The organism is Sphingobium sp. Z007, assembly GCF_900013425.1.
Classification (GTDB): domain Bacteria; phylum Pseudomonadota; class Alphaproteobacteria; order Sphingomonadales; family Sphingomonadaceae; genus Sphingobium.
On the sequence record NZ_FBXK01000001.1, the window covers coordinates 664548 to 683597 of the forward strand.

The window sequence follows — 19050 nt, forward strand, 5'->3', positions numbered from 1 at the left end:
GTATTGTCATATCTATTATTTCATCAGTTATATTTATTATGATTCGATCAACAGGATCGAAGGACGGTAAGATTCTGGGCGGGAAAGGGGCGACCAGACGGATGTTCTGCATGTTGGGCTATCATCGCGCCGATCCGGCGACGGTCTGGAACGGCGGCATTGGCTTTTCCCGCTGCCTGGGCTGCGGCGTGGAACTGGTGCAGCGGCCCGGCGCGGGCTGGACCCCGGTGCCGCGCGGCTATGCGGTGATCTGGCGGCCGGCGGCGGACCGGCCGGCGCTGGCGGGCCATCCGCCCGTCGGCACGCGCGCTTTTCCGCTCGCCCGCCTGGCGGACGGTGCGCGACGGATCGGCGCAGCCGCCGGGCGGACGCTGGACCGCTTCCACGCGCCGACGGCGCCAGCTTCCCGCAGCTACCGCTATCTGGCGCAACGGATCGGCAGCGCACGGACAATAGTGCTGAGCGCGCTATGCGATGCCGATGCGGCCAACGACACGCTGCTACTGCTGACGGCCATGATACAGGCTGAGCGCGGCGGGCGGGTGCTGCTGATCGACGCAACGCTGGGCGGCGATGGCGTCAGCGTCCCGCTCGGCGCAAGCGGCCAGCCGGGCCTGTCGGAGGTGCGGGCCGACGATCCCTGGTCGGCGGTGGAGGTGATGCGGATGCTGCCCCGGCCGGACATGATCCTGCTGGGCGCGGGCCAACGCCCCGCCGCCGGCCGGCCGGATCATATCGCGGGCATGTTATCCTTCCTGGCCGACCGGTTCGACCACATCCTGATCCAGCAGCGCGCGATCATGGCGGACAGCCGCAATATTGCGCTGGCGACGCGCGCCGACCTGATATGGGCGCTGGCGGAAGAGGGGCGATCGCCGATGGCGGACCTTCACGCCGCGCATGAGGCTTTCCGCGCCAATGGCATCGCTGATGTCGGCCTGATCCTGACCATGCCGGTCCATGGCGGCTGAAGTCCGCCTTTCTCCTGCGTCATCCGGCCATCTGCTCCTGGCGGCCGGCGCAGCAGGCGGCGCGGCGCTCATCGTCGCGGCGGGCCTCTCGTCCGGGCGCGGCGCGGCGTTGGTGGCGGTCGGCGCGCTGGGCTTGGGCGGTGCGGTCTGGGCCAGCGGCAATCCCCGGCTCGCCTGCCTCTGGGGCGTGGGCCTGACCGCGCCATTGGGCATCGCCAAGCGGTTCCATCCCATGCCCCATATGGGCGGGGCCGGGGCCTACACGATCGAGGTCGTCGATCTGTTCCTGCTGGCGCTGTTCCTTTTCCAATGGCGCGACGCCGCGCGGGGCTGCGCGCGCCCCCGCATCCCTGGCCTCGCTTATTATTGGATCGCGATGATCCTGCTCGGCCTGATCGACGCCGTCCTCGGTCCCTATCGCCAGCTGGCGGCGGCGGAGGCGTTTCAGATGTCCAAGTCGCTGTCGCTGTTCCTGCTGCTGCTGGGCGAGCTGACACGGGTGCGCCGCTTCCTCCAACTCTTCGCGGCGCTGACCTGCGGTCTGTTGCTCCAGGCAGCCGTCGGCATCGCCCAATACACGAAGAAGGGCGATATCGGCCTGCAATTTCTGGGCGAGGCGACGATGACCACGCTCGCATATGCCAATCGCGCCACCTATATGGATGGCGGCGCGACCTTCCGCATCGGCGGCTTGCTCGGCCATCCCAATATCCTTGCCGGCTTCATCGCCATGCTCGCGCCGATGCTGCTGGCGATGCTGATGACGCGCCTGCCGATCGACCGAAAGGCCGCGATCGGCGCGGCACTGGCGACGGCGCTGCTGGCCTTGCTGCTCACATTATCGCGATCGGGCTGGCTGGCCTTCGCGCTGGCCGCGCCGATCGTCGTCGGCCTCATGCTGCGCGATAGGCGATCGCGGCGGCGGGCGCTGGCGGGCGCGGCGATCGCGCTGGCGTTCGGCCTGATCGCGGCGCTGGCCGCCGCCCCCGCGATCCTGCGCCGCTTCACCCAGAGCGATCCGGGTGCGGTCGATTTTCGCTGGGAATGGATGGGCGTCGCTTGGGACATGGTGCGCGACCACCCGCTGCTGGGCGTCGGTCTCAACAGCTTCGTCCAGCATCTCCCCGGCCGCACTGCCTATGGCGGGACGGAGGCGCTGACCCGCACATTCGGCGCGAACTGGCCGGTGGTGCACGACATCTATCTGCTGATCTGGGCGGAGCAGGGGACGATCGGCTTCGCCTGTTTCTTGGCGATGCTGATCGGCCTGCTGCGCACCTCATGGCGCAACGCGAAACGCTGCGCCGATCCTTGGCTTCATGCCCTCAATGTCGGGGCGCTTGCCGGGCTATGCGCCAATCTGCTCGACGGCCTGGGCAGCTTCTTCCTGCGTCAGATGCCCGGCGCGCGGCTGTTCTGGGTCATCGCCGCCATCATCGTCGCGATCGACATCTGGCAAAGGCGCAACGGCGCGGAGCGTCCGGCATGAGCGGCCTGATACGCAGCGGCGCGCGCCTGGTCGTCGGACGGGTCGGGCTGTCGGGCCTGCGGATGGGGGCGGCGCTGATCGTCGCGCGGCTGGCGGGCGCGGAGCAGTTCGGCGCCTATGCGCTAATGCTGAGCCTCACCGGCCTAGCCGAATGGCTGGTCGATTTCGGCCAGACCGACATTGGCGTGCGCGATGCAGCGCGGCGACCGCGGCGGCGGGCTGCGGTGCTGGATGCGCTGGCGCGGGCCAAGCGGGTGCAGGGGCCAGCGGTCGCGGTGGCATTGCCGCTGCTGTTGCTGGCCGCCGGGCAGGATCGGGATGTCGTGCTGGCGGGTTGCGCAGGGAGCGTCGCAGTGCTGGCGACCGCCTGGCTGCAACCGGCGCGCGCGACGCTGCGGCTTGCCATGCGGATGGACCGGGATATCGGCGCGGAACTGGCGGGGGTGGGGGTGATGCTGCCGCTGCTCGCGCTGGCCTGCCTGTATCGTTCGCCGCTGCCGCTGCTGGTGGCAAGCTTCGCCGTCGCCCGTCTGGTGCAGGCGGCGCTGACGATCCATTGGGCCGGGCCGATCGCGATGCAAACCAGCACCCGCCTCACACCCGCGCGCCTCGTCGGACAGGCGCTCCCCTTGGGCTGCGCGGGTCTTCTAGTGCTGCTCTACGACGCGCTCGCGCCGCTGCTGCTCGCCCGGCTGCTGGATATGCGCGCGGTGGCGCTCTATGCTGCGGCGGCGCGCTTCATCATGCCGGTGTTGGTCGCTGTGCAGGCGATCAACAGCGCCGCCTTCCCCGTCATGGCGCGCGACTGGCGGCGTGATCCCGCCGCCTTCGCCCGCACGCAGCAAGCCACGCTGCTGCTGTCGGTGGCGCTGGCGGCGCTGCTGTTCGCGGGCATCCATGGTGGCGCGGCGTTCCTCATGGGGCTCATGGGACCGGATTTCGTGGCCGGCGCGCCGCTGCTGCAACTCATGGCCTGGACCCTGCTGGCGCGCGCGATCACCACCGCCATGGCCCCGCTGATCGTCATCGCCGGGCGGCAGGGACGGGCGATGCTGCTCACCCTGTCATCGCTAGCGGGCCAGTGCGCTGCGCTGTTCCTGCTGGTCCCGCATATGGGCGTGACCGGCGCGGCGCTCGGCTGCCTGTTGGTCGAACTGCTGCTCGGCACGGTGGCCGTCAGCACGATCGCTCAACGCGCGACAGGCATCGCGATCGACTGGCGACCGGTCGCCACGACAATGGGCAGCGCCATAGCCACGGCGCTACTGGTTGCGGCCAGCCCGATCGCAGGCAGCTTCGCAGGTGGGCTGGCGGCAGGCCTGATCCTGCTCGGCGCGCTGCTGCTGATCGGACGCCGGGACGCACCGCTCTGGCGGCAGTTGGCGGGAGGCGTTGCATGAACACCCCCAAAATCGCGCCCCGCATCGCGATCGCCTGCCCCGGCATCGGCCTGGTCCAGCGCGGTTTCGAGCGGCTGTTCCGCGACCTGTTCGATGAGATGCGCGGCGATTTTGCCATGACCCTGTTCAAGGGCGGCGGGGAGCGGCGCACTGACGAGATCATCCTGCCTTTCCTGGCGCGGGGCGGTCGCACCCTGCGCTATCTGCCGCTCCACCGGCTAATGGGCCGCACGCCGATGCATGCCGAATGTCTGACCTTCGCGCTGGCGCTGCTGCCGCACCTGATCGCCGGGCGCTACGACATCGTCCATGTGATCGATCCGCCGCTGGCGCGGCTGCTGTTCCATCTGCGCCGCGCGCTGAGCCTTAATTTCCGCCTTCTCTACACCGAAGGAACGGCGATGCCGCCGCGCGACTATCCGCCCTGCGACCGGCTGCACCAGATGTCCGCAGCGACGCTCGCCGATGCCGTAGCGCAGGGTCACGACCCGGCCCATATGACGCTCATCCCCTGCGGCTACCGCCCGGATCGCTTCATCCCCAGCGCGGACCGCGCCACGCTGCGCGCCCGGCATGGCATCGCGCCTGACCGCTTCGTCATCCTCTCGGTCGCCGCGCTCAATCGCAACCATAAGCGCACCCATCATCTGATCGATGAAGTCACGCGCATGGCCGGTGATCCGCTGCTCTGGCTGGACGGCAGCCTTGACCATGGCGACCCCGATCTCCCCGCCTACGCTCGCGCGCGGCTGGGCGATCGGGTGCGCGTGACGCATGTTCCGACCGGCGAGGTGGCGGACCTGTTCGCGCTCGCCGACGTAATGCCGCATGCCGCCACCTTCGAAGCCTTCGGCCTCGCCATCGTGGAGGCAGCGGCGTCGGGCCTGCCGGTCATCACCCATGATGCGCCGCATTTTCGCTGGCTGCTGCCCAGCCCCGACAACTGGATCGACATGGAAGCCCCCGGCGCACTGGCCGCGCTACTGGCGCGCATGGCCGCCGACCCCGCCGAACGGGCACGCTGCGTCCTGCGCGACCATGCCCGCGCCACCTATGACTGGGCGGCGCTGCGCCCCGCTTATGCCGACCTTTACCGGAGCCTGACCCGATGACCCAGCCCACGCTCGCCATCATCATCGTCAACTGGAACGTCCGCGACCTGCTGCGCGACTGCTTGGCCGCAGTCGCCGCCAGTAGCGGCCTGCCCAATGACAGCGTCGAAACGATCGTCATCGACAACGCTTCGGCCGACGACAGCGCGGCGATGGTGCGCGCCGACTTCCCCTGGGTCCGGCTGATCGAAAGCGGCGCGAACCACGGTTTCGCGAAAGGATGCCAGATCGGTTATGAATCGACCGACGCCCCCTTCATCATGCTGCTCAATCCCGATACGGTGGTCGATCCCGACGCCATCGCCTCCATGCTCGCGCAGATCGAAGGCGATCCCCGCATCGGCATCCTCGGCTCCCGCCTGCGCAACAGCGACGGCAGTTTCCAGCGCGCGTCCGGCGGCGCTTTCCCGACGCTCGCCAACCTCGCCTGGAATTATCTCTTCTTGGGCGCGCTGTTGCCGCGCCGTTGGGCGCCGCCCGCCGTCTATCTGGACGACGACCCGCCCGGCGTCCGGCCGATCGACTGGGTATCGGGCGCATCGCTGACCTTTCGCCGCGCGGCCATCGGTCCCACCATATTCCACCCCGCCTATTTCATGTTCGGCGAGGATATGGAACTTTGCCATCGCGTAGCCCAGGCCGGCTGGCGCGTCCTCTATTCCGCGCGCCAGAGCATCACCCATCATCATGGGGCCAGCTTCGCGCGCCAATCCTCTATGGAGGTGCTGGCCAGCGTCTATAAAGGGCCGCGCTTCTTTTTCCGGCAGGGCCGCGGCCCGATCGCGCGGGCGGCCTATGACGCCATACTCTTCACCGGCTATGCCAGCCGCTGGCTGCTCTTCAGCCTGCTCGGCTTTCTGCGTCCAGGGCGGGGCCACAGCGCGATGGCGCGCTTCAGCCGCCGCTATCTCGGCGTCATGGCCGTGACCATCTTCACCCGACAGCCGCGATTTCCAGCAAGGGAGCAGCAACCATGAACAAGGGCGTCAAACGCATATTGGTGACCGGCGGGGCCGGATTTCTCGGATCGCATCTGTGCGACCGGCTGGTGGCGCAGGGGCATGACGTGCTATGCGTCGACAATCTCTTCACCGGGTCGAAGAGCAATCTCGTCCAACTGCTGGGGCGGCATAATTTCGAATATATGCGCCATGACGTGACATTCCCCCTCTATGTCGAGGTGGACGAGATCTACAATCTCGCCTGCCCGGCCTCGCCGCTACAATATCGTATCAATCCAGTGCAGACGACCAAGACCAGCGTCCATGGCGCGATCAACATGCTGGGCCTGGCCAAACGCACCGGCGCAAAGATCCTCCAGGCATCGACCAGCGAAGTCTATGGCGACCCCGAAGTCCATCCGCAGACGGAGGATTATTGGGGCCATGTGAACCCCATCGGCCCGCGCGCCTGCTATGATGAGGGGAAGCGTTGCGCCGAAACCCTCTTTTTCGACTATCATCGCGAAGGGCGGGTGCGCATCAAGGTCGCGCGCATCTTCAACACCTACGGTCCGCGCATGGACCCGGCGGACGGGCGCGTCGTGTCCAACTTCATCTGCCAGGCGCTGCTCGGCCAACCCATCACCCTCTATGGCGACGGGGCGCAGACCCGCTCCTTCTGCTATGTCGATGACCTGATCGAAGGGCTGCTGCGCCTGATGGCCAGCGACGACACGATCACCGGGCCGATCAATATCGGCAATCCCGACGAGTTCACCATGGTCGAACTGGCCGAAATGATCGTGGCGCTGACCGGATCATCTTCCCCCATCGTCATGCGGCCCCTGCCCGCCGACGATCCGCGCCAGCGCCGCCCTGACATCACCCGCGCCCGCACTGCGCTGGACTGGGAACCGACGGTGCGGCTACGTGAAGGGCTGGTCCACACCATCGCCTATTTCGACGGTCTGCTGAGCGGCGCGGGCAAAAGCCTAGCCCCGGTCTTACCCGGCGACCGGCTGATGCCGCCTATTACCGCCGTGACGCAATTGGGCGCCTGACCGGCGGGCAGGCGGAACGACGCGATGCGGCCCATGCCACGGCGTTCTCCAGCATGGTAACATAATGGGGGTCGGCATAGGTTTCGGGGCGATGGCCGATTGCGGCATAGAATGATCGCCCCTTGCCGACGCAGCGGGTCCAGGCAATCGGATGGTCGCCGCCCATCGCCAGCGCGCCCGGCTTGTAACTGCCCTCGTCTAGCGTGGCGATGATGGTCGATCCGCTGGCGCGCGGATTATTGGTGAAGCTATACCATTCGTCGTTCATGATCCATGTGCCCGGCAGGCCGGCCGCGATTGCCTGGCCTTGCCCTTCGACCATGATCTTGGCATCCTGGAATTGTGGGTCCATCGGATGGCCGGCAAAGCGCGCGCCGATCAGCGTGTCAGCATACCAGTCCCAGAAAGTCGCCGGATCGCCCGCCGACCCATGGACCGCCACGAAACCGCCGCCCTGTTCGATATAGGTCTTGAAAGCGGCGCGCTGCGACAGCGTGAGGACGTCGCCGCTGACATTGTTCCACACCACCGCATCGAAGCGGCGCAGCACCGACGGCGTCATTGCGGCGCCCTTGTCGCTGACGACCACGGCCCAGCCCTTGCGCTGCGCCATCGCCTGGAAGGCGGCACGGGCGGCATCGACTGAGGGGCCGTCGCGAAAACCGTTGATCTTTTCGAAGATCAGCAGGCGCGGCTTGCCCTTGGGCAAAGTGAAGCTGGGCCGATCATCATCATAGCGGGCGCAGCGCGCAACCTTGTCGGCGGGCATCACCGGGATGGCGCGCAGCGTCGCATCGAGCGCGGCCATCTTGTCGGCGGGAATATTCTCTCTCGCGGCCACCCCTTCCAGCGTCAGGATCGCTGCGAACGTCGGGGCCTGCGTCGAAAAAAAGCGCGGCGGCAGCGCGGTGAGAATGTGCGGCGCGCTGGTTTCGATTGCAGTCTTGGCGACCGGGCTAAGCAATATATCGACGATCGGCGATCGGACGGAAAAAGGCGCGTCGCGCAGCGGGCAGTCGGTCGGCGCCTTCGCCAGGGTGGACGCGGGCAGAAACCCCAGAAAAAGCCATGTAATCATGGCCAGCAGCCGCTTCATCATCCATCTCCCTTTATCATTACAGCACCCGTAATGCGACGATGCGCCATAGGGAAGGCGTCCTGACCGTATATCGCGGGTTGCAAAACAACCTTTGATCGCTCAGAGTAATGATAACGCTACCACATATGGGAACGGGAGAGAGACATCATGAAACAGCTGTCCAATTCGTCGTCGCAAACGCGATCCAGATATGGACGGTCTCTCGCCATGACGGCCCTTTCCTTCATCGCCATGGCCGGTCTGCCGGTGCCGGTTCTGGCCGCCGACAGCGTGTCGATCAGCCGCGACTGGCGCTTTACCAGGGGCGACCCGGCCGGCCTCACGACCGATCTACGCTACGACATTCGCCCCCCGATCGATGACACAGGCGATGGCAAGCTGGCCGATACGCCCGCCGACGCGGCCGTGAAGGTTGATGGCGGCGACGCACAAGTGCTCAAGCCCTGGATACTCCCCAGCGCCAATGCCTTCATCAAGGATGCGGCGAAACATCATGTCCGTCCCGCGGGCAATCCCGGCGGCGATGTGCCCTATGTGCAGGCGAATTTCGACGACAGTGGCTGGACCAAGGTCGATCTGCCGCATGACTGGGCGATTGCCGGGCCGTTCATCAAGGATGGCCCCTATGGCGGCATGGGACGCCTGCCCAGCTGGGGCATCGGCTGGTATCGCAAGACGTTGGACATCCCCGCGAACGAGAAGGGCAAGTCGATCTTCCTCGATGTCGAAGGGGCGATGTCCTACGCCACCGTCTGGCTCAACGGCAAGCTGGTCGGCGGATGGCCCTATGGCTATAATAGCTTCCGACTTGACCTGACGCCCTATGCGGTGCCGGGGGCCAAGAACCAACTCGCGATCCGGCTCGACAATCCGCAGGCGTCGGCCCGCTGGTATCCGGGCGGGGGCCTCTATCGCGACATCTACCTCACCACCGCGAACAAGGTGCATGTCGGCCAGTGGGGCGGCACCGTGCGCACGCCGCAGGTCGCGAAGGACCGCGCCACCATCGATCTCAGCCTGACACTCGACAATGACGGCGACAAGGCCGCGCAGGTGGAGGTGACGACCGCACTCTACGCCCTCGACGCCAAGGGCCAGCGTATCGGCCGCCCGGTCGCCAGCATCGCGCGCCAGTCCGCCAGCATCGCGCCGGGCGCCAAGGCGGTTTTGAACGGCAGCACGATCCTCACCAACCCGCGGCTGTGGGGACCACCGCCCACGCAACAGCCCAACCGCTATGTCGCCATCTCTACCGTGACCCAGCGCGGCAGGACGATCGATACCTATGAAACCCGCTTCGGCGTCCGCGACATCCAGTTCGATCCCGACAAGGGCGTGATCGTCAATGGCGAACATATCCCGCTGCGCGGCGTCAACAACCATCATGATCTCGGCGCGATCGGCGCGGCGTTCAACCGCCGCGCGGCGCAGCGCCAGCTGGAAATCCTGCGCGACATGGGCACCAACGCCGTACGCATGAGCCATAATCCGCCCGCGCCCGAATTGCTGGAACTCACCGACCAGATGGGCTTCCTGGTCATGGACGAAATATTCGACAGCTGGGAAAAGAAGAAGACGCCGCACGACTTCCACCTGATCTTCCCCGACTGGCATGAGGCCGACCTGCGCGCGATGCTGCGGCGCGACCGCAACCATCCCTCCATCATCATGTGGAGCGTCGGCAATGAGGTCGGCGAACAATATGACGGCGAAGCGGGCGCGAAGATCGGCCGCGAACTGGTCGCCATCGCGCATGAGGAAGACCCGACGCGCCTGGCCACGGGTGCCATGAATTTCGCCAAGGCGGACATGCTGTTGCCCACCACGGTCGATGCCATCAGCCTCAACTATCAGGGCGCGGGCATACGCGGCATCATCGGCCAATATCCCGCTTTCCGCGCCAAATTCCCCGACAAGGTCATCCTGTCCACCGAAAGCGCGTCGGCGCTGTCAAGCCGCGGCGAATATATGTTCCCGGTCGCCGGCGCGATCAGCGGGCCGGTGCGCCCCTGGTCGGGTGGCAATCCCGACACGCATCAGGTGTCGGCCTATGAACTGCACGCGGCCGACTTCGGCTCCTCCCCCGACCGCGTCTGGGCGGCTGACGACCAGAACCCTTATGTCGCGGGCGAATTTGTCTGGACCGGCTTCGACTATCTGGGCGAACCCACACCTTATTATACGTCGCGCAGCAGCTACTCGGGCATTCTTGATCTGGCCGGTTTCCCCAAGGATCGCTTCTGGCTCTATCAGGCGCGCTGGCGGCCCGACCTGCAATTCGCGCATATCCTGCCGCACTGGACCTGGCCCGATCGCGTCGGCCAGATCACGCCGGTCCATGTCTTTTGCTCGGCCGATGAGGCGGAACTGTTCGTCAACGGGAAGTCGCAGGGCAAGATCAAGAAGCGCGACTATGAATATCGTTTCCGCTGGGACTATGTCGTCTATGAACCGGGCGAGGTGAAGGTCGTCACCTGGAAAGCCGGCAAGCCCTGGGCGACCGAGACGATCCGCACCGTGGGCGAGGCGGCGAAATTGTCGCTGACCGCCGACCGCTCGACCATCGCGGACGATGGCCGCGACCTCAGCTTCGTGACGCTCAAGGTCTTAGACAAGGACGGCAACATCGTCCCCGCCGCCAAGCAGGCGATCCGCTTCACGATCGAGGGACCGGGCCAGATCGTCGCCACTGACAATGGCGACCCGACCGACCTGACCGCCTTCCCCTCGAAGAACCGCAACGCCTTCAACGGGCTGGCGCTGGCGATCGTGAAGGCGGATCGGCAGGGCAAGATCATTCTGCGCGCCCGCGCCGAAGGACTGGGCGAAACGCAGGTGGAGATCGGCGCGACTCGCTAGAGCAAGGGGGGGCGGATCATACCGCCCCCCCCTTGTCGCTCACACCAACTTGTTGGTACGCACCAGTTCGCGATACCAGTCGGCGCTCAATTTGGGCGTCCGCTTCTGGGTCTTGAAGTCGACATGGTGGATGCCGAATAGCTTGGTATAGCCATCCTCCCACTCGAAATTGTCCATCAGGCTCCACACGAAATAGCCCTTCACCGGAATCCCCTCACGCGTGGCGCGCTGCAAGTGGGTCAGGTAATTGCGCAGATACATGACGCGGTCGGTGTCATAGACCTTGCCATCCTCGGCGACCTTGTCATCGGCCGAGCAGCCATTTTCGGAGATATACAGCCCCTTGGGTTTCCAATTCTCAGCTATTGCGCGCATCCCCCAATAAATGACCTCCGGCGTCACATAGAGCCAGGGGGAGGGCATGCGCGGCGCCTGTCCCGGATGCGGCAGGATTTTGTAGCCCGACGGCGCGGTCTCGTCGGCGCGCACGGTGTTGCCGGTATAGACATTGACCGACAGGAAATCGAGCGGCGCGCCGATCAGCGTCATGTCGCCCTCTCTGACCTTGGGCGCGTCCTTGCCCTGCGCGGTCAGATAGCTGTCGATATAGCGGCCCTCCAGAATCGCGGTCATGAACATGCCGTTCTCCACGCGCACCGCTTTCTTCACGGCCTCGATATGCTCAGACGTCTCGATCGCGGGCACATAGATGCTGGGGTTGTCGGCGATGCCGACCTGCGTCCGCCCCTTCGTCGCGGCGCGGATCGCCTGCACGCCCAGGCCATGGGCCAGCACGCCATGATGGCGGATCTGGTTCACCTCGCCCATCGGCAGTTTCAGACCCGGCGCCTTGCTCCCGGTCATATAGCTCAGGTCCGTGAAGCAGCGCAGTTCGTTGACCGTCATGAAATGCTGGACGCGATCACCGAGCTTGCCGGCGGTGTAACCGGCATAATCGGCAAAGGCGTAAGCCGTGTCGCGATTCCGCCAGCCGCCCGGCAGGGCCTGGGGCAGATCCCAGTGGAACATCGTGACATGCGGCGTGATACCCGCGGCAAGCAGCCCATCGACTAGCCGGTTATAATAATCCAGCCCCTTGGCATTGGGCTTGCCCTTGCCATCGGGGAAGATGCGCGACCAGGCGATCGAGAAGCGATAGGCCTTGACGCCCAATGCCTTGAGCAACGCGATATCGTCGCCATAGCGGTGATAGCTGTCGCAGGCGACGTCGCCCGTATCGCCATTGGCGACCTTCCCCGGCGTATGGGAAAAAACGTCCCAATTGGTCTGGCCGCGGCCGTCTTCGTTCGCCGCGCCTTCAATCTGATAGGCAGCGGTGGCGCAGCCCCAGAGGAAGTCGGCGGGGAAGGCGCGGTCGCCCTGCGGCATAGCGCGCGGCGCAGTCTGCGCAACCGCGCTCCCGCCCGCCAGGCTTGCGCCCAGAGCGGCCGCGCCCAATCCCATGCCCAGTTCGCGGCGATTGATACTCGTCATATTGCAAAACTCCTTATTGACCGACGACCTGCACCAGCCCGGCGATCGCCTGGCCAGAGGGCAGCTTCGTCTTGCTCGTCAACGATTTGGCGGCGTCGTTCCAAACGAGGTTCGCCTTCATGCCGCCCTTGCGATAGGCGTTGGTCGTGCCGTCATCGTCATAGAGGGTGAAGCGAGCGTCCGCGCCGGGATAGACGCGGATGCTTTCCAGCGCCTGTTTCTCCGCCGTACTTTTTACCTGCACACCCATCGGCACGATGGAGCCAGCCTTCACGAACAGGGGGATGCGGTTGATCGGCGTGTCGACCTCGATCGTCTGGCCGCCTTCGAACCGCTGGTTGCTCCAATAATCATACCAGGCTGTCCCGGCGGGCAGATAGACCGGCCGCTTCGTCTGGCCCTGCACCGTCACCGGGGCGACCAGGAAAGCGGGCCCGAACATATATTGGTCGCCGATGTCCGAAACCTTGGGGTCGTTCGGGAAGTCCATGAACAACCCGCGCATGAACGGCGCGCCGGTATCATAAGTGTGCCGCCCCAGCGCATAGATATAGGGCATCAGCGTATAACGCAGCCGCAGCCAGTCGGCCAGGATCGGCTCGGCCGCCTTGCCATATTCCCATAGCGCCGTGCCGGGCCGCTGGCCATGGATGCGCAGCGTCGGCGTGAAGACGCTATATTGGAACCAGCGCACGAACAGTTCGGGATAGTCGGGATAATCCGCGCCCATCGCGGTTGCGCCGGCCGGATCGACCAGGATCGGGTTTTCCGCCTTCGGCCCCTTTGGCCATTGCCATCCGCCAATGTCGCTGCCCCAATAGGCCAGGCCCGACGCGGTGAAGTTGAGGCCGGCGGGGATTTGCCGATGCAACGCTTCCCAGGTCGACTTGACGTCCGACGACCAGAACAGCCCGCCATTGCGCTGAGAGCCCAGATAAGCGGCGCGGGCCAGGATCATGTTGCGGAAACCGGGCCGGTCGCGCTCGGAGCCTTCCGCGACGCCCGTCGTGTGCACCAGCGGGAAGAGGTTGTGATAGCGGTCGCCCGACCCTTTGGCGTAGAAATAGCCGTCGGGCACCAGATCCGGTTCGGTCTCGTCCAGCCAGAACCAGTCGAAGCCTTGGCTCGCGATATTGTCGCGGATCTTGCCCCAGAACCATTCGCGCGCTTCCGGGTTGGTGCTGTCGATCAGCGCACCTGCCCGGTCGAACCGCATCGGCAAGCCATCTACGGGCAAGCCGTCCTTGTCGTGCAGGAACCAGCCCTTGGCCTTCAAATATTCGAAATAGCGCGATTCCCGCTCGAACCGCGGCCAGACGCTGATGATGGATCGCATCCCCATGGCGTTCAGCTGGTCGTTCATGCCCTTGGGATCGGGAAAATAGCTGCGGTCGATGTCCATCTGCCCCATGCGGGTCCAGTAGAACCAGTCGAGCACCATCACGTCGATTGGCAGGTTACGCTGACGATAGCCATTGGCGATATCGAGCAGTTCCTGCTGGCTTTCGTAACGCGCCTTGCTCTGGATGAGGCCGAAACCCGCCTTGGGCGGCAGTGGCGTCGCGCCGGTCAGCTTGGCGTAGCCAGCGTAGAGGTCATCGGTCGTCTTGCCGGTGATGACGAAGAAGGAGACGCGCTCGCCCACCTGGCTCTGCCAATGGGTGCTGCTGTGCAGGCCGGGCTGGATCAGCGTGCGGGCGGGATTGTCCCACACGATGCCATAGCCTTTGTTCGTGACCATGAAGGGGACGCAGACTGTCTCGCCCGCTGGCGCGTCGTAGAAATGCTGGCAGTCGATCTGCTTGCCGCGCAGATCCATATAACCTTCCTGGTTCTGGCCCAGACCATAATAATGTTCGTCCGCCGGCGAATCGAAGCTGGCGCCGACCTTGAACGTCTTTTCGCCATTGACCGTCACGGGCGCCATTTCCCAGCCGGTCATCTTGGTGAGGACATTGCCGCTGGCGTCCTGCACCGACAGGCTGACCGGCGGCAGCGACGGCGCGAAATAGCGCTCCATTTGCGTGGGCGCCTTGGGCCATGGCTGGGCGTCGACCGTCAGCGTCAGGGCCGAAGAAGAGAATATGTCGCCGCTCGCATCGCTGCGATGCGTCCATCCGGTCGCGTCCGCCTTCGCATTCGGCCCTTCACCGGGCGCGGCCGACGCGAGGTCAGGATCGAGCGCGATCGTCACCCGCACGATGTTGGGCGCATAGGGTTCGATCGCCACCCGGCTGCCATGGCGATCCAGCAGCGCCATTGGTTCGGCCAGCGCTGGGGCGGTGAGGCAGGATGCGCCCAATGCGATCCATTTGAAGCTCTTTGCGATCATCCCTGTAAATCCCTGTAATTAGACGAGGCCCCGACCGTCGATGCGGACGACCGGAACGAAATCACCGCCATGCGGCATGTCGACATGGAGGCCCGCGCCATCCTGCCGAAAGGCGATCGGACCGCCGCCCAGCAGCGTCACCCGTTCGATCTGACCGCCCATGCGGCTGCGCGCCAGTGCGCCTATGGTCGTAGGTCCGCTCGCCCGGCCCAGGAACAGCGCATAGAGCGCGCCCTTGTTGGTGGTGAAACGGATATCCTGCGCGGTGAAGGGCTTGGCCTTCTCTTCATTCTGCATCCCTGCGATCAGCTTCGTCGGCCCTTCGCCATAGATGCGCCACGGCCGCGACCCGAAGATCGCCTCACCGCCATGGGTCATCCATCCGGCCATGCCGTCCAGCACCTTCTCCGTCTCGCTATCGATCGACCCGTCGCCCGGCTGTGGGATCGACAGCAGCAGATTGCCGTTCTTCGACACGACATCGGCCAGCCGCTGGATCACTTCCTCCGCGCTCTTGTAGCTTTTGTCGTGCAGCCGCGCTGCGTTGTAGAACCAGTCGCCGATACAGGTGTCGGTCTGCCACGGTTCGTCCCACAGCCGATCGGTAAAGCCGCGCTCGACATCCTCCACCATGCCGAAACGGGCGTGGGGTTGCAGCTTCTTGCCGGTCAGCACCACGTCGATCTGGCCGTGCCAGTCGATCGAGCGGTTATAATAGTCCGCCGCCGCTTCCAGCCCGACCGGGCCGAAGGGCAGTTCGTGATCGTCCATATAGACCAGGTCGGGTTTATATTTGGCGACCAGGTCGGTCTGGCGCAGCAGCCAGCGGGTGACATAGGCCGGGTCGTCTTTCGGCCCCGTCTCGATCCACTGGCCGTTATTCGCGTCATGCCACTTGTCCATCGCCTCGATCGTGTCGATGCCGTCGGGCAGCACGGCATGGCCGCCGGTATAAAGCTCCTGCGGGTCGAGGCCCTCCCACCATTGGCCCTTGCCGTCCGCCTTGCGCAGGCGGAACGCATCGTAGCGCTTGCCCTTTTTCGGCCCCGTCGGATCATAGCCATAAGCCGGCTGATACCAGTGCCAGGCATGGGCGGCATGGTTGGACACGCCGAACTTCATCCCCGCGCCGCGCGCCGCCTTTTCCCAGATGCCGACCACATCCTTCTTCGGCCCGACGCGCAGGCTGTTCCAGGCGTGATAGCGGCTATCATAGCAATCCAGATTGTCGTGATGGCAGGCGAGCGCCATGAAATATTTGGCCCCCGCCTTCTGGTAGCGGGCGATCAGCGCGTCCGGCTCCCACTGGTCGCCGGTCCACAGATTCTGGATGTCCTTCATCCCCGAAACCGACGGATGACCGTAGGTTTTCACATGATGCTCGTACATCGGGTGGCCCTGCATATACATAAACCGGCCATACCAATCGCCTTGCGCCGGCACCGATTGCGGCCCCCAGTGCGACCAGAGGCCCAGCTTCGCGTCGCGAAACCAGTCGGGATAGCGGTAATGGGCGACCAGCGAGGACCAACTGGCCTCTACCGGGCCGCGCATCGTGCCCATGGGGCTGGCGGCGCGCGCAGCGCGGGCCAGACCCAGCGCGGCGGTGCCCGCCAGGAAGGATCGGCGGCCCAGCATCGTCACTGGATTTCCCTCAACGCCTTGTCGATCGCCTGCCGCGCCAGCGGGCGCATGATGGCATAGCCCTCCGCGGTGGGATGGACGCCGTCGGTGGACAGACCCGGCTTCATCGCGCCATCCGCCTGCGCCATGGCGCTATGATAATCGACATAGGTGAAGCCGCGGCTGCGCGCATAGTCGGCCAGCCACCTATTGATCGCCGCGATCTGTGGGGCGGGTCGCAGGCCCGGACTCCAGGGAAAGGCGCCCGCGGGCGGCACGGAGGCGAGGACGACCTTGATCCCATGCGCTTCGGCCAGTTCGGCCATGGTCTGGATGTTGCCCAGCACCGTGTCCATCGTCGCGGCACCCGTGTTGCCGGCGATGTCGTTGGTCATCGCCATGATGTGGACGACCTGCGGCTTCAGCGCGATCACGTCGCTGCGGAAACGCACCAGCATCTGCGCCGTGGTCTGGCCGCTAATGCCGCGATCGACCAGCCCGTCGGTGAACATCGACGGATCGGCGTTGATCCAGTTATCCGTGATGGAATCGCCCATGAAGACCGCGCGAACCTTCTTGCCTTCCAGCGCCTTGTTGTCGGCGGCGTAACGACACAGTTGCCCGAAATCGCGGTTCAGCATGTGGAGGTTTCCCATCTGCCATTCCGCCTCGTTGCTGGGCTTGGGATGGGTGCGGCAGGGATCGGCCACGATGCCGACCGGATCACCGACATGGGGATCGCCCGGCACTTTGGTGACGGCGAAAGCCGGGGTGGCAAGCGTCAGCGCGCACGCCGTTGCGATCAGGGGAGCGGTAAGACGCGGCATCCTTTTCCTCATGTCTTCTGGGTCTTCATCTTCCAATTGGCGCGTGTCTTCATGCCGGGATCAGCCCATGCTTTGCGGCGAAGGTCGCGAACAGATCGGGCCAGGCTGCCGCTTGCATCGTCCGGGGCAGGCGCACGCCAAAGCCGTGGCCGCCATCTTCGAAGATATGGAGCGCAACCGGTCGCTTCGCCGCCTCCATCGCCTGGAACAGGGCGATGCTGTTGGCGGGTGGGACCAGTCCGTCGTCGGTCGCATGGACCAGGAAAATCGGCGGGGTGGCGCCATCGACGCGGCGCTCCACCGATCGGGCGCGGCGCATGTCGGCCGATGCGTCCCGCCCCAACAGCATGTCTCGCGATCCGCCATGCGTGAACGGTGCGTCCAGGCTGACGACGGGATAGACTAGCCCTGCAATATCGGGCCGGGCGTCCTGCCGGTCGGCGGCGTCGACAGGATCATAAACCACCTCGCCATGGCGCGTCGCCAGCGACCCGGCCAGATGCCCGCCGGCCGAGAAGCCGAGCACGCCGATCCGGTCCTTTGCGACACCGAGTGGGACAGCATTGGCGCGGATCAGCCGCATGGCCCGCTGCGCATCCTGCAACGGCACATCCTGACGCCGCGCCCAGCCTTCGCCGGGCAGGCGGTAGAGCAGGATGAAGACGGTGACGCCGCGCGCGTTCAGCCAGGCGGCCTGGCTGGTCCCTTCATTGTCATAAGACAGGAAGGCATAGCCGCCGCCCGGCACCACCAGCATCGCCGCGCCGTTGGGACGGGCAGGGCGGCGCACCACCAGCACCGGCCGGTCGATACCTGTCACCCAACGATCGGGCGTCGCTGCGTCTTTGGACTGGTCGGCGATCTGGCGGACGATCCGCGCATTTGTGCCGCCCGGCGGGGCACCGGGCCACAGGTCGATCAGTTCGTCGGTTGCAATGGTCTGTGCGCCGGCCAGGCCAGGCAGCGCGGCCAGACCGGCGGCGGTCATAAGGGCCGTGCGGCGATTCAGCCCGCTCATTGTCCGCCCTCCGCGTCGCGCGGGGGCACCAGCATCATCGGCGACATCGCGCTGCCGATCGCCTGCGCCGCGTCGCGCACCAGCTGGCTGCACGTCTCCACCGTCGCCCGGTTAGCTGCGCCATCGACGAAGGGCATGGTCAGCGCCGCGCGCGCGGCTCCGCCGGACAGGATCGGCGCGGACAGGTCAGTGATGCCGGTCAGCATCGGGCTGGGCGCAATCGCGCCGCCATGCGCAACCGCCGCATCCAGCCGTTCGTTCAGTTCGGCCTCGTCCAGCGTCTCGCCAGTGGCGCGGATGGCGCTCAGCATCGCTGCCCGCGCGTCGGGCGGCTGAAAGGCAAGCAGGATGCGCCCCGAATTGGAGCGGTGCAGCGGCCGACGATAGCCCACGCGCACGGCAAAGCCAGATAGGCCGGGCGCCTCGATCGCGATGATGACGACCATTTCCGCGCCCGACGCGACCGCCAGATGGCAGCTTTGGCCCGCCTTGCGCGCCAGATCCTGCATCACCGGCAGAGCGGTGGAGGCGAGGTCGCGGATCGGCGGCTGGCTCATGCCCAGTGCGAACAGCCGGTTGGTCAGGCGATAGCCTTCCTCGGCGCGGGCAATATAGCCATGCGCCTCCAGCACCTGGAGCATACGGAAAATCTCGCTGACAGACCGGCCCAGCGCGATCGATATGTCTGACATGATGAGGGGATCGCTAGCTGCGGCCAGCAACTCCAATATCTCCAGCCCCTTCGTGAGCGCGGGCGCTTGATAGCGCGATTTGCCTGCCATGCAGCTCCTCTCCCCAAATCTATGATGTTTCCGTCTATAGAA

At 65.5% G+C, this 19050-nt stretch carries 14 protein-coding genes; 7 read left to right on the forward strand and 7 right to left on the reverse strand.

Annotated elements, in window-relative coordinates; genetic code table 11:
* Positions 1–38 precede the first annotated feature (38 nt).
* Genes CEQ44_RS03085 through CEQ44_RS03110 form a run of 6 tightly spaced genes read left to right on the forward strand, consistent with a single transcriptional unit; the run spans position 39 to position 6974 of the window.
* Positions 39–971, forward strand: a complete 933-nt coding sequence (locus tag CEQ44_RS03085; protein WP_140419425.1) for a hypothetical protein — start codon at positions 39–41, stop codon at positions 969–971.
* Complete coding sequence (locus CEQ44_RS03090; RefSeq protein ID WP_088190775.1) at positions 961–2460, forward strand: O-antigen ligase; 1500 nt, start codon at positions 961–963, stop codon at positions 2458–2460. The genes CEQ44_RS03085 and CEQ44_RS03090 overlap by 11 nt, the downstream gene beginning before the upstream one ends.
* Positions 2457–3860: a lipopolysaccharide biosynthesis protein gene (locus tag CEQ44_RS03095; protein WP_176401062.1), complete on the forward strand. Its 1404-nt coding sequence runs from the start codon at positions 2457–2459 to the stop codon at positions 3858–3860. Before CEQ44_RS03090 ends, CEQ44_RS03095 begins: the two co-directional genes overlap by 4 nt.
* Positions 3857–4972, forward strand: coding sequence for a glycosyltransferase family 4 protein (locus CEQ44_RS03100; RefSeq protein WP_088189855.1), 1116 nt, complete (start codon positions 3857–3859; stop codon positions 4970–4972). Before CEQ44_RS03095 ends, CEQ44_RS03100 begins: the two co-directional genes overlap by 4 nt.
* The gene (locus CEQ44_RS03105) at positions 4969–5949 is read left to right on the forward strand and encodes a glycosyltransferase family 2 protein (protein ID WP_088182856.1); all 981 of its coding nucleotides are present in this window, start codon (positions 4969–4971) and stop codon (positions 5947–5949) included. Before CEQ44_RS03100 ends, CEQ44_RS03105 begins: the two co-directional genes overlap by 4 nt.
* Positions 5946–6974 (forward strand): UDP-glucuronic acid decarboxylase family protein, encoded by a 1029-nt coding sequence (locus tag CEQ44_RS03110; protein WP_088182855.1) that lies wholly within the window; start codon positions 5946–5948, stop codon positions 6972–6974. Before CEQ44_RS03105 ends, CEQ44_RS03110 begins: the two co-directional genes overlap by 4 nt.
* Here CEQ44_RS03110 and CEQ44_RS03115 read toward each other — a convergent pair.
* Positions 6946–8070 carry a ThuA domain-containing protein gene (locus CEQ44_RS03115; protein ID WP_254914342.1) on the reverse strand — a complete coding sequence of 375 codons (1125 nt, stop codon included), beginning with the start codon at positions 8068–8070 and terminating at the stop codon, positions 6946–6948. The two genes, CEQ44_RS03110 and CEQ44_RS03115, sit on opposite strands and share 29 nt — an antisense overlap.
* A gap of 210 nt (positions 8071–8280) precedes the next feature.
* Here CEQ44_RS03115 and galB point away from each other — a divergent pair, with 210 nt between their 5' ends.
* Positions 8281–10932, forward strand: coding sequence for a beta-galactosidase GalB (gene galB, locus CEQ44_RS03120; protein WP_088182853.1), 2652 nt, complete (start codon positions 8281–8283; stop codon positions 10930–10932).
* A 39-nt stretch (positions 10933–10971) separates the two neighbouring features.
* On the opposite strand, the gene CEQ44_RS03125 is transcribed toward galB, so the two are convergent.
* The 6 genes from CEQ44_RS03125 to CEQ44_RS03150 are packed head-to-tail and all read right to left on the reverse strand — an operon-like array spanning position 10972 to position 19008.
* Positions 10972–12426, reverse strand: coding sequence for a GH1 family beta-glucosidase (locus CEQ44_RS03125; RefSeq protein WP_088182852.1), 1455 nt, complete (start codon positions 12424–12426; stop codon positions 10972–10974).
* Positions 12427–12439: 13 nt separating this feature from the next.
* The gene (locus tag CEQ44_RS03130) at positions 12440–14758 is read right to left on the reverse strand and encodes a glycoside hydrolase family 31 protein (RefSeq protein WP_088182851.1); all 2319 of its coding nucleotides are present in this window, start codon (positions 14756–14758) and stop codon (positions 12440–12442) included.
* Positions 14759–14776: 18 nt separating this feature from the next.
* Positions 14777–16396: an alpha-L-fucosidase gene (locus CEQ44_RS03135; RefSeq protein ID WP_176400245.1), complete on the reverse strand. Its 1620-nt coding sequence runs from the start codon at positions 16394–16396 to the stop codon at positions 14777–14779.
* Positions 16397–16398: 2 nt separating this feature from the next.
* Positions 16399–17208, reverse strand: coding sequence for an SGNH/GDSL hydrolase family protein (locus CEQ44_RS03140; protein WP_088182849.1), 810 nt, complete (start codon positions 17206–17208; stop codon positions 16399–16401).
* 49 nt (positions 17209–17257) lie between these two features.
* A complete protein-coding gene (locus tag CEQ44_RS03145; RefSeq protein WP_088182848.1) occupies positions 17258–18226 on the reverse strand; it encodes an alpha/beta hydrolase in 969 nt (322 codons plus the stop codon).
* Positions 18223–19008, reverse strand: coding sequence for an IclR family transcriptional regulator (locus CEQ44_RS03150; protein ID WP_088182847.1), 786 nt, complete (start codon positions 19006–19008; stop codon positions 18223–18225). The genes CEQ44_RS03145 and CEQ44_RS03150 overlap by 4 nt, the downstream gene beginning before the upstream one ends.
* Positions 19009–19050: the final 42 nt, after the last annotated feature.